At 67.7% G+C, this 10,127-nt stretch carries 13 protein-coding genes; 3 read left to right on the plus strand and 10 right to left on the minus strand.

The window, feature by feature from the left end; all coding sequences use genetic code 11:
• Positions 1-211 precede the first annotated feature (211 nt).
• Positions 212-1,159: an AraC family transcriptional regulator gene (locus VAPA_RS23310; protein WP_021012471.1), complete on the minus strand. Its 948-nt coding sequence runs from the start codon at positions 1,157-1,159 to the stop codon at positions 212-214.
• Positions 1,160-1,287: 128 nt separating this feature from the next.
• Between VAPA_RS23310 and VAPA_RS23315 the strand changes: the two genes are divergently transcribed.
• On the plus strand, positions 1,288-1,560 hold the full coding sequence (locus tag VAPA_RS23315) for a DUF4242 domain-containing protein (RefSeq protein WP_021012472.1): 273 nt from the start codon (positions 1,288-1,290) through the stop codon (positions 1,558-1,560).
• 108 nt (positions 1,561-1,668) lie between these two features.
• On the opposite strand, the gene VAPA_RS34080 is transcribed toward VAPA_RS23315, so the two are convergent.
• The 7 genes from VAPA_RS34080 to VAPA_RS23345 all read right to left on the minus strand — a co-directional run bounded on the left by VAPA_RS34080 (position 1,669) and on the right by VAPA_RS23345 (position 7,213).
• Positions 1,669-1,887: a hypothetical protein gene (locus VAPA_RS34080; protein ID WP_021012473.1), complete on the minus strand. Its 219-nt coding sequence runs from the start codon at positions 1,885-1,887 to the stop codon at positions 1,669-1,671.
• A 692-nt stretch (positions 1,888-2,579) separates the two neighbouring features.
• Positions 2,580-3,326 carry a lysophospholipid acyltransferase family protein gene (locus tag VAPA_RS23320; RefSeq protein ID WP_021012475.1) on the minus strand — a complete coding sequence of 249 codons (747 nt, stop codon included), beginning with the start codon at positions 3,324-3,326 and terminating at the stop codon, positions 2,580-2,582.
• Positions 3,327-3,342: 16 nt separating this feature from the next.
• Positions 3,343-4,626 carry a dihydroorotase gene (locus tag VAPA_RS23325; protein ID WP_021012476.1) on the minus strand — a complete coding sequence of 428 codons (1,284 nt, stop codon included), beginning with the start codon at positions 4,624-4,626 and terminating at the stop codon, positions 3,343-3,345.
• Positions 4,623-5,585: an aspartate carbamoyltransferase catalytic subunit gene (locus tag VAPA_RS23330; protein ID WP_021012477.1), complete on the minus strand. Its 963-nt coding sequence runs from the start codon at positions 5,583-5,585 to the stop codon at positions 4,623-4,625. Before VAPA_RS23330 ends, VAPA_RS23325 begins: the two co-directional genes overlap by 4 nt.
• 85 nt (positions 5,586-5,670) lie before the next feature.
• Positions 5,671-6,168, minus strand: a complete 498-nt coding sequence (gene pyrR, locus VAPA_RS23335; RefSeq protein WP_021012478.1) for a bifunctional pyr operon transcriptional regulator/uracil phosphoribosyltransferase PyrR — start codon at positions 6,166-6,168, stop codon at positions 5,671-5,673.
• Positions 6,165-6,614 carry a Holliday junction resolvase RuvX gene (ruvX, locus tag VAPA_RS23340; RefSeq protein WP_021012479.1) on the minus strand — a complete coding sequence of 150 codons (450 nt, stop codon included), beginning with the start codon at positions 6,612-6,614 and terminating at the stop codon, positions 6,165-6,167. Before ruvX ends, pyrR begins: the two co-directional genes overlap by 4 nt.
• Positions 6,614-7,213 carry a YqgE/AlgH family protein gene (locus VAPA_RS23345; protein WP_021012480.1) on the minus strand — a complete coding sequence of 200 codons (600 nt, stop codon included), beginning with the start codon at positions 7,211-7,213 and terminating at the stop codon, positions 6,614-6,616. Before VAPA_RS23345 ends, ruvX begins: the two co-directional genes overlap by 1 nt.
• Between VAPA_RS23345 and VAPA_RS23350 the strand changes: the two genes are divergently transcribed.
• Positions 7,214-8,761, plus strand: coding sequence for a cryptochrome/photolyase family protein (locus VAPA_RS23350; protein ID WP_021012481.1), 1,548 nt, complete (start codon positions 7,214-7,216; stop codon positions 8,759-8,761).
• Here the strand turns inward: VAPA_RS23350 and VAPA_RS35250 are convergent.
• Together VAPA_RS35250 and VAPA_RS35255 are read right to left on the minus strand one after the other, a co-directional pair.
• Positions 8,712-9,290, minus strand: coding sequence for a hypothetical protein (locus VAPA_RS35250; protein WP_230558921.1), 579 nt, complete (start codon positions 9,288-9,290; stop codon positions 8,712-8,714). The genes VAPA_RS23350 and VAPA_RS35250 overlap by 50 nt on opposite strands.
• Entirely contained in the window at positions 9,284-9,502 is a 219-nt protein-coding gene (locus VAPA_RS35255; protein WP_230558922.1) for a hypothetical protein, read from the minus strand. The genes VAPA_RS35250 and VAPA_RS35255 overlap by 7 nt, the downstream gene beginning before the upstream one ends.
• On the opposite strand from VAPA_RS35255, the gene VAPA_RS23360 reads away from it, so the two are divergent.
• Positions 9,483-10,115 (plus strand): helix-turn-helix transcriptional regulator, encoded by a 633-nt coding sequence (locus VAPA_RS23360; protein ID WP_230558923.1) that lies wholly within the window; start codon positions 9,483-9,485, stop codon positions 10,113-10,115. The genes VAPA_RS35255 and VAPA_RS23360 overlap by 20 nt on opposite strands.
• The last annotated feature ends 12 nt before the right edge of the window (positions 10,116-10,127 follow it).

The raw sequence follows: 10,127 nt of genomic DNA on the forward strand, positions 1-10,127 counted from the left end.
GCGGAAGATCAGTACAGCTTGATCTCGTAGGTCCCGTCGATCGCAGCACCGACAAAATCGGCTCCAAGCGTTCTCATACATGCACCCAAGACATGCATTGAAATTTATCGGTACTTTTGCCGGTATCTTTTTTCTGCCAGCCTAAAGAATCCAGTATTCATGCGGATTTTTGACATGCCTGCGATTCCTGTCGAAGCACCAACGCCCCGCATCACGGCGTCTCATCCGGCATCGAAACCCGCGCCCCGTTCTGTCGCCAAGCCCCCGGCGACAACCCGTACTCGCGCTTGAATGCGCGGTTGAAAGCGGCTTCCGACTCGTAGCCGACACCTTCGGCAATGCGCGCCAGGTTGCCCTGGTCCTTGCGCAGCATGCCGGCGGCCAGGATCATGCGCCAGCGCGTCAGGTAGTGCATGGGCGGCGCGCCCACCAGTTCGGCGAAGCGGTCCGCCAGCGCGTCGACCGTCCAGTTGCGTGCGGGCTCGCCGTGCATCAGCGCCAGGCAGCGGCCCACGTGGGGGTCGCGCAGGCCCGCCAGCCAGCCAGGGCTGTTGGCGGGCATGGATTCGATGTAGCCGCGCAGCACTTCGGCGAACAACACCTCCGCCACCTTGGCGGCGACCATCTCCGAACCGGGCGTGCGCGAAGCCGCATCGCCCAATACGAAGTTGACGGACTGCTCGATCCACGGGCCTGCCGGCCTGCTGCGCAACGACGCGGTGAACAGGCGCGGAATGTTCGCCATGAGGGGGTTGGGCGCGTCGCCTTCGTATGCGAACCAGCTGCACACCAGCACCGTGCGGTCACCGTCGCCGCCGTAGCGGATGCGCTCCAGTTCGGGCGCCCGCGGACTCACCACATGTTCCACGTCCACCGCCGCATGGTGCAGGCCGCTGCCCAGCACATGCGAATCGCCATGCGGCACGGCGATCACCTCGCCGGCGTACACATGGATCGGTTCCCCTCCGTCGACCTGGGCCCAGCATTCGCCTTGCAGCACCAGGTGGCAGATGGCCAGCCGCTGCGCGCCGGGCTTGAGCAGCTGCGCGATGTGCACGCCCCTGGGTACCTTGAAACACCAGGGCGCATGCATGTCCCCGTTCGGGAACAGCGCGCCCTCCAGGCGGATGGTCCGAAGCACGTCCGACAGGACATCCATGGTCACCTCCGGCAAGCGAGGGCGGGGTTTCAGTCAATAAGTCCGGCGAAGCGGGCAATACGAGGGTGCCTTGCGTCGGCACCATAGGTGTTGGTCGCCTTTGACCAATTCTAGACAGGAGTATCGCCATGCCCAAATTCCTCATCGAGCGGAACATCCCCGGCGCCGGCAAGTTCACCCCGTCGGACCTGAAAGCCATCTCGCAAAAGTCCTGCGGCGTGCTGGGCAGCATGGGTCCCGACATCCAGTGGGTCCACAGCTACGTGACCGACGACCGGATCTACTGTGTCTACCAGGCCACCGACGAGGCCCTGGTGCGCCGGCACGCGGAACTCGGCGGCTTCCCGGCCGACCGGGTGGACCGGGTGTACAGCGTGATTGACCCGGCCACGGCCGAGTGAGGCGAGCGGGGGTGGCGCGAGATGCGTGTCTCGCCCGAGTCCGTGCAGCGGGAAAGATGGGGGCGCTTGGGCGAACCCCAAGCGGCCCGGATCAGGAAGGCAACGGCTTCATTCGATCTGCTGCTGGCTTTCCGGCACAGCCACGGTTTGCAAGCCTTGCGACGACGCCTGTTGCTGGCTCTGCAATGGCCCGACCAGCACGCCCGGTCCTCTGCGCCCGGGGCCTCTCACGAGATGGCGTGGTAGGTGGTGCGTTTTTCGTATCTGCTCCAGCGCCTCGCTGCGCGCTGGCTCGGACGCCGGTAGAAACATCTGCAATGCGCTCATGATGTCATCCCGTGAAAGCCAGAAAAGAATGTGGCTGGCTCGTCTCGAAAGGACTGGAGCCTGGGGTATCGATGCGGCCTCTGGCGCGGTCGCAGGCGGATTATGGGCGCCGAATGCCGATGCGCTTGCACGGCCCCTCGGGCAGTAGTGTTGCTATGCGCTTATCCGCAAACCATAGTATTCATGCGGCCGGCGCGGCGAGTGCGCCCCCGCTTTCCACGGTGCCGGCAAGCCGCCGTCACAGGTGCCGGGCCACGAGCACCACCGCTCCCGCAAGGGAGATGGCGCCGCCCACGATTTTCCTAAGCATTCTCATCAGGTTCTCCAGCGTAGAGCCTTCATGGTGCAACGCTTCGGGCCCGAGCGGGTTTGGCAATTCTCATGGCGGGCATAGCCAGCGCCTCGGCAGGCGGCCCTGTAGGCACTCGCCCACGCGCACGGATTGATTTCTCCCGCAAGCAGCGGCCGCCAGCACGGCGAATGTCGATGCCTACCTACTCCACGACGACCTCGATCATGAAAAGCATCATCCTCTGGCTCTGCGGCGTGCCGCTCATCGTGATCATCGGCCTGAAGATCTTCGGCATCCTTTGAAGAAAGAACGACGAACTCCGGTTCCTCCTCACGACGCCTCCGTGCGTCGTTGAGCGCTCCCTCGGGAGCGCTTTTTTTGTCGGTGCCTGCCGGCGTGTCTAGTGCGTCTCGCGGCGCAGCTGCTGCACGTCTTCGTGCAGCGCCTGGGCCCAGGCGCGGCGCTCGCGCCCATGCGGGGACTGCGGCTCGCCGAAGCGCACGATGGCCAGCAGCGGCGGCGCGCGCAGCGTGTTCCACAGCGAGGTCAGCAGGTTGTCGTCGTCGATGTAGCGCGGCGCCTGGCTGGTTTCTCCGGTGGCCGCATCGGCAAAGCGCAGCGCGGCCGGCAGCACGGGCGCGCCGGAAGAAATGGCGGCCTGCAGCAGGTTGGCATGAAAGGGCAGCAGCCCGCGGCCGTCGCTCGTCGTGCCCTCGGGGAACACGCCGATCAGGTCGCCCTCGCACAGCGCCTCGGTCATGTGGTGCACCACGCGCAGCGCATCGCGGCGGCGTTCGCGCTCGATGTAGAGCGAGCCCGCGCCGGTGGACAGCGTGCCGATCAGCGGCCAGTGCTTCACGCCCGCCTTCGAGACAAAGCGCACGTGGCAGGCGGCGTGGATGGCCGTGATGTCGAGCCACGAGAGATGATTGCTGATGAGCAGCACCGGCCCCTGCGCGGGCGGCATGCCCTGCATCTTGAGCGCGATGCCCATGATCTCGAGCAGGCGCTGCGACCACTGCTGCACGCGCAGGTTGCGCTCCGCCTGCGAAAGGCCCGGAAAGGTGAAGCGGATCGTCCACCAGCCACCCAGCGCGTGCCCCACCGCATGCAGCAGGCGCCAGCAGGCCTTCAGTGAATGAACCATCGAGACGCGGCCCCTTTTAGCCGTGGACCACGCGGCCAGCAACGAGGGTATGCCGCGCACGTCCCTGCAGCGGATAGCCCGCGAACGGCGTGTGCTTGCCCTGGCTCTTGAGCGCTTCGGGCTGCACCTGCCATTCGAGGGCCGGATCGAAGACGCACAGGTCGGCCACGCCGCCTTCGGCCAGCCGGCCGATGCCGGTGCCTGCATCGGCAACCGTCAGCAGCCGCGCGGGCGCGGAAGTGATCACTTCCAGCGCGCGCACGATTCCCGCGCCGCTGCGCTCGCCCCACTGCAGCGCGAGCGGCAGCAGCAGTTCGAGGCCCGTCGCGCCGGGTTCGGCTTCGGCAAAGGGCAGCGTCTTGGCATCGGCCTCGACCGGCGTGTGGTCGGACACCAGCGCATCGATGGTGCCGTCGGCCAGCCCGGCCGAAAGCGCATCGCGGTCGCCCTGCTGGCGCAGCGGCGGATTGAGGCGCGCGCGGCTGTCGAAGTAGCCGATGTCGGTGTCGGCGAGGTGCAGCGAATTGATGCTCACGTCGCAGGTGAGCGGCAGGCCCTGGGCCTTGGCCGCGCGCACCAGCGCCACGCCCGCGGCGCTGGAGATGCGGCACAGGTGCACGCGCGCGCCGGTGCTCTTCATGAGCTCGACGATGGTGAAGATCGCAATGGTTTCCGCCGACACGGGCACGCCCGAGAGGCCCAGGCGCGTGGCCAGCGGGCCGCTGGCGGCCACGCCCTTGCCAAGGTCGCGGTCCTGCGGGCGCAGCCACACGGTGTAGCCGAAGGTGCTCGCGTAGAGCAGCGCGCGCTGCAGCACCTGGGTGTCGGCGAGCGGCACGTCGGCCTGGCTGAAGCCGATGCAGCCGGCCTCGGTGAGTTCGGCCATCTCGGTGAGCACGCCGCCCGCTAGGCTGCGCGTGAGCGCGCCGAGCGGGAAGAGGCGCGCACCCTGCAGCTTCTCGGCACGGAACTTGAGCATCTCGACCAGGCCGGGCTCGTCGAGCACGGGGTCGGTGTCGGGCGGGCACACGAGGCTGGTGACGCCGCCCGCAATGGCCGCGGCCATTTCGCTTTCGAGCATGCCTTCGTGCTCGTAGCCGGGCTCGCGCAGGCGTGCGGCCAGATCGACGAGGCCGGGCGCGACGATGCAGCCCGCAGCATCGAGGGTGCGCTCGGCCCTGAAGCCGGCCGGGGTGTGGCCGATGCCGGCGATTTTGCCGTCGGCAATGGCGATGTCGGTCTTCTTGTCGATGCCTGATGCGGGGTCGATCACTCGCCCGTTGGAAATCAGTATGTTCATGCTTCGTTACCTGCCACGATGCTCATCACGGCCATGCGAACGGCAATGCCGAAGGTGACCTGCGGAAGGATCACGCTCTGCTTTCCATCGACCACCGCGGAGTCGATTTCCACGCCGCGGTTGATCGGCCCCGGATGCATGACGATGGCATCCGATTTCGCCAGCTGCAGCTTCTCGGGCGTGAGGCCGTAGGTCTTGAAGAACTCCTGCGACGAGGGCAGCAGCGCGCCGCTCATGCGTTCGTTCTGCAGGCGCAGCATGATGATGACGTCGCAGTCCTTGATGCCCTCTTCGAGCGTGTGGCACACGCGCACGCCCATGCCGGCCATGTCGCCGGGCACCAGCGTCTTGGGGCCGACCACGCGCACCTCGGCGCAGCCGAGCGTGGTGAGTGCATGGATGTCGGAGCGCGCCACGCGCGAGTGCAGCACGTCGCCGACGATCGCCACCGTGAGGTTCGCAAAATCCTTCTTGTAGTGGCGGATCGTGTACATGTCGAGCAGCCCCTGCGTCGGATGCGCGTGGCGGCCGTCGCCGGCGTTCACCACGTGCACGTGCGGCGCGACGTGCTGCGCGATCAGGTAGGGCGCGCCCGACTCGCTGTGGCGCACCACGAACAGGTCGGCCGCCATCGCGCTCAGGTTGGCGATGGTGTCGAGCAGCGATTCGCCCTTGGTGGCCGAGGAACGCGCGATGTCGAGGTTGATGACGTCGGCCGACAGGCGCTTGGCCGCGATCTCGAAGGTGGTGCGGGTGCGCGTGCTGTTCTCGAAGAACAGGTTGAACACGCTCTTGCCGCGCAAGAGCGGCACCTTCTTCACCTCGCGGTCGCTCACGCTGGTGAAGTTGGCGGCGGTGTCGAGGATGTGCGTGACGATGTCCTTGGGCAGGCCCTCGATCGACAGCAGGTGGATCAGTTCGCCGTTCTTGTTGAGCTGCGGATTTCGCTTGTAGAGCATCAGCAGGCCTCCCGCCGGGCCGCCCCAAGGGGGGGCCGCACCCCCTCGGGGGGCAACGAATACACGAAGTGATGAGTGTGGGGGTTCACAAGTTTTCCTCGACCTTGAGGCTGAAGACGCCGTCGTCTGCACGCGCGAGCGCGAGCAGCTGCGTGTCGGGCAGCGTGAGTTTCGCGGCCGCGAAATCGGCCGCCACCGGCAGTTCGCGCCCGCCGCGGTCCACCAGCACCGCGAGCCGCACGCAGGCCGGGCGCCCGAAGTCGAACAGCTCGTTGAGCACGGCTCGGATGGTGCGGCCGGTGTAGAGCACGTCGTCGAGCAGCAGCACGTCGCATCCGTTCACGTCGAAGGGCAGCGCGGTCTGCGCGCTGGCCGAGAGGCCGCGGCGCGCGAAGTCGTCGCGGTGCATGGCCGACGAAATAATGCCGGGCGCGCCGGGCAGGCCCAGGTCCTTCTGCAGCCGTTCGACCAGCCAGGCACCGCCGGACGTGATGCCCACCAGCCTGGTGTCGGCGCGCATCAGCGTTTTCACGCCGGCCAAGAGGTCTGTGTAGAGCGCTTCGGCATCGGGTATTGAACTCACGGAAGACTCCTTAAGAATTGCTCCAGGATGATGCAGGCCGAGGCCGCATCGGCGTCGCGCGCGCCCGAAGCCAGCGCCTCGGTGGTGCTGTAGCGCTCGTCGACCTCGAACACCTGGAGATTGAAACGGCCACGCAATTGCCGCGCGAACTTCTGCGCGCGGCGGGTGTTCTCATGCGGGGCGCCGTCGGGGTGATAAGGCACGCCGACCACCAGCGCGTCGGGCTGCCATTCCTTGATGCGGGCCTCGACCTGCGCGAAGCGGGCATCGCCTTCGGCCTTGATGGTGGCCTGCGGGGTGGCGGCGCCGAGCAGGCGGTTCCCGCTTGCGACGCCGGTGCGCTTCAGGCCGAAGTCGAAGGCCAGGAAGCTCTGGAAGTGGGAAGGAACGGCAACGGCAACAGGGGCAGCGGGGGGAACGGGAGCGTCTGGCATGGCAGCGGCCATCACGCGTGTCCCGCTTCCGGCGACAGTTTCCAGGCCTCCAGGCCCAGCAGCAGCAGCGCCCTGTCGTAGCGCTGCTCGACCGGGGTATCGAAGATCACGGCCGGATCGGCGCCCACGGTCAGCCAGCTGTTCTCGGCCAGTTCCGATTCGAGCTGCCCCTCTCCCCAGGCCGAATAGCCCAGCGAAACCAGCACCTTGCGCGGGCCCGCTCCGGTGGCCAGGGCCTCGAGCACGTCCTTGGAGGTGGTCATTTCGAGGCCGCCGGGAATGGTCATGGTCGATGCGTAGACCGATTCCTCGGGCTTGTCGGCATGGGCGAACACCGGCTCGTGCAGCACGAAGCCGCGCTCGGTCTGCACCGGCCCGCCCTGGAAAACGGGGGCGTCGCCGAGCTCGGGACGCGACAGGTGGAGTTCGATCTTCTCGAACAGCACCTTCAGGTTGATGTCGCTGGGCTTGTTGATCACCAGCCCGAGCGCACCGCGCTCGCTGTGTTCGCAAAGGTAGACGACGCTGCGGTTGAAAGTTTTATCTTCCATCCCCGGCATCGCGATCAGAAAGTGATGCGTGAGGTTCATCGGGGCAGAATCGGCAGCCATATGCCGCCGATTTTACTGGCCGTCGACAAGACCTATCCCAAAGGGCTCATGTGGTTTCGCCGCGACCTGCGCGTGGACGACAACGCGGCCCTGTACCACGCCCTTCGGGCCTGCCGGCAGGTGGTGTGCGTTTTCGTGTTCGACCGGGCCATCCTGGACCCGCTGCCCCGGGTCGACCGGCGGGTGGAGTTCATCCGGGAATCGCTGGCGGAGCTCGACGAAGAGCTGCGGGCGCTGAGCGGCGGGCTGATCGTGCGGCACGCCGACGCCATCGAGGAGATCCCGGCGCTGGCCCACGGCCTGGACGTGCAGGCCGTTTTCGCCAACCGCGACGACGAGCCCGACGCGCTGGCGCGCGACGCCCAGGTGCTCGGTGCGCTGGCCAATGCGGGCGTGAGCTTCCACACCTACAAGGACTCCACCGTCTTCGACCGCGACGAGGTGCTCACGAAAACAGGCCAGCCGTACACGGTGTTCACGCCCTACAAGCGGGCCTGGCTGGCCAAGGTGGATTCCTTCTTCCTCAAGCCCTACCCGGTTCGCAGCCATGCCGACGCGCTGGCGCCGCCGCCCGAGGCCCATCGCACGCCGGTGCCTTCGCTCGAGGAGATCGGCTTTCGCAGGAGCAATCTCTCCGAGCTCGACATTCCCACCGGCAGCCAGGGTGCCGCCGCGCTGTTCGAGGACTTTTTCCAGCGCATCGACCGCTATGACGCCGCGCGCAATTTTCCGGCGGTGCGGGGCCCGAGCTACCTGGGCGTGCACCTGCGCTTCGGCACGGTGTCGATCCGGCAGCTGGCGGGCGTCGCGCACCAGCTCTCGCTGCAGGGCGACGCGGGTGCGACAAGCTGGCTCGGCGAACTGATCTGGCGCGAGTTCTATTTCCAGATCCTGGTGCACTTCCCGCACGTGCATTCGGGCGGCGAATCGAAGAGCTTCCGCCCCGAGTACGACAAGATCCAGTGGCACCACGGCAAGCACGCCGACCAGCTGTTCGAGGCCTGGTGCCAGGGCCGCACGGGCTACCCGCTGGTGGACGCGGCCATGCTGCAGATCAACCAGAGCGGCTACATGCACAATCGCCTGCGCATGGTGGTGGCCAGCTTTCTCTGCAAGGACCTGGGGCTGGACTGGCGGCGCGGCGAGCGCTACTTTGCGCTGCACCTGAACGATTTCGAGCTGGCTTCGAACAACGGCGGCTGGCAATGGGCCAGCTCCAGCGGCTGCGACGCCCAGCCCTACTTCCGCATCTTCAATCCGGTGACGCAGAGCGAGCGCTTCGACCCCGAAGGCAAGTTCATCCGGCGCTACCTGCCGCAGCTCGCGGGGCTGTCGAACGCCGCGATCCACGCCCCCTGGACGGCATCGCCGGTGGAACTGGAAGCCGCCGGCATCAAGCTCGGCGAAACCTACCCCAAGCCGGTGGTCGACCACGCCGAGGCGCGCGAGCAGACGCTGCGGCGCTATGCCGCGGTGCACGGCGCCGACCAGCCGCCGCTCAGCGGCGCGTCAGCACGATCTCCGCGCCGGCGTCGGAGCGCCCCCTGAGCGTGCCCGCGTCGAGCTGCTGGAAGGTGATGAGGTTGTCGCGGCAGCCGGTGAGCGCCTTGCTGCCCTGCAAGTGCAGTTCGTAGACCCCGCTTTCCACGCGGCGCCATTGCGTCGGGGTCGGGATGCCGACACAGGGATCGCCGGGGTTCTGCGCCAGCGTGCGCCAGGTGCCGCCGGCGGCCTGCAGCTGCAACTGGGCATCGACCTGGCGGCCGTTCTTGAGCGTGATGCGCGAGGTCCTGTTGACGTTGTATTGGGTGTCGGACTTGGTTCCGCGCACCACATAGACCGCGCCGCCGTACTCGCCGAAGGTGCGCAGCGACCCCACACCGGTCGGTGGATGGCCGCCATTGAAGACCAGCACGCGCGCGCCGCCCTCGGTGCGGATCTCCACCGTGCCGGTCTCGGTGGCCGCGCAGGTGTCGTACGCACTGGTGACGGGATCGAAGTTGCAGGCGTAGTACTGCACCGTGCCGGCGCCGGTGAAGGCCGCGCGAAGCAGGCGCGTCTGCTGCTCGTTCAGCACTCCCAGGTGATGGTGCCGGTGCCGGCAGGCAGGCTCGCGCCCGAGGCCGGAAAGGCCGCGATCAACGCCTCCAGCGTGGCGAAGCCGGTCGTCTCGCTGGGGTTGGCGAGATTGATCGAACAGGGCTGCGTCAGCTCCACCCCGCGGCGATGGCGCAGCCGCGAGCCGGCCGGGAAGGTGGCGTCCGGATCGATGAGGGCAACCGCCGTCACCCATGCGCTGCGCCAAGGGCTGGCGCGCCGCGACGAGCGCGCCCAGCTGAGGCTCGGCGGCGCCGAGTCCGCATTCGCGGCCTTCGGCGAGGCGGTCTTGCTGGTGACACCCGCGGGCACGGTGCTGCGCGCATCGGCCGGCGCGCAGGAATTCTTCGGCACGAGCCGCTCGCCGCGCCTGCGCGGCCAGCGGCTCTGGCATCCGGATGCGCAGACGCAGCAGGCGCTGGCGGCCGGCCTGCGTCTGGCGGCGCAATCGCATCAGCGGGTCTGCCTGCCCATTCCCGGCGGATCGGCGAGCCATGAACACCTGGAGCTGGCACGCGCCGCACCGCAGCTGAGCCTGGGCGACGAGGTGCTGGTACTGGCACGCATCCGCCTCGGCCGTTCGCAGGCGCTGCCCTCGATCGACAGCCTCTGCAGTGCCTTCGGCATCACCCCTGCCGAGGCGCGCGTGCTGGCCGCGCTCATCGCGGGCCAGTCGCCCAAGCAGCACGCCGGCGCGCAGGGCGTGTCGGTGCACACGGTGCGCAGCCAGGTCGGCTCGCTCATGGCGAAGATGGGCTGCACGCGGCAGGTCGACCTGGTGCGCAAGGCGCTGCTCGCGCCATAGGCTCCGGGACGC

It is taken from the genome of Variovorax paradoxus B4 (genome assembly GCF_000463015.1).
Classification (GTDB): domain Bacteria; phylum Pseudomonadota; class Gammaproteobacteria; order Burkholderiales; family Burkholderiaceae_C; genus Variovorax; species Variovorax paradoxus_E.

Excerpts from the sequence above, each read along its gene's own strand:
- VAPA_RS23310 (WP_021012471.1), bottom strand. The coding sequence starts at position 1,159 with ATGGATGTCCTGTCGGACGTGCTTCGGACCATCCGCCTGGAGGGCGCG.
- VAPA_RS23315 (WP_021012472.1), top strand. The coding sequence starts at position 1,288 with ATGCCCAAATTCCTCATCGAGCGGAACATCCCCGGCGCCGGCAAGTTC.
- VAPA_RS34080 (WP_021012473.1), bottom strand. The coding sequence starts at position 1,887 with ATGAGCGCATTGCAGATGTTTCTACCGGCGTCCGAGCCAGCGCGCAGC.
- VAPA_RS23320 (WP_021012475.1), bottom strand. The coding sequence starts at position 3,326 with ATGGTTCATTCACTGAAGGCCTGCTGGCGCCTGCTGCATGCGGTGGGG.
- VAPA_RS23325 (WP_021012476.1), bottom strand. The coding sequence starts at position 4,626 with ATGAACATACTGATTTCCAACGGGCGAGTGATCGACCCCGCATCAGGC.
- VAPA_RS23330 (WP_021012477.1), bottom strand. The coding sequence starts at position 5,585 with ATGCTCTACAAGCGAAATCCGCAGCTCAACAAGAACGGCGAACTGATC.
- ruvX (WP_021012479.1), bottom strand. The coding sequence starts at position 6,614 with ATGGCCGCTGCCATGCCAGACGCTCCCGTTCCCCCCGCTGCCCCTGTT.
- VAPA_RS23345 (WP_021012480.1), bottom strand. The coding sequence starts at position 7,213 with ATGGCTGCCGATTCTGCCCCGATGAACCTCACGCATCACTTTCTGATC.
- VAPA_RS23350 (WP_021012481.1), top strand. The coding sequence starts at position 7,214 with ATGCCGCCGATTTTACTGGCCGTCGACAAGACCTATCCCAAAGGGCTC.
- VAPA_RS23360 (WP_230558923.1), top strand. The coding sequence starts at position 9,483 with ATGAGGGCAACCGCCGTCACCCATGCGCTGCGCCAAGGGCTGGCGCGC.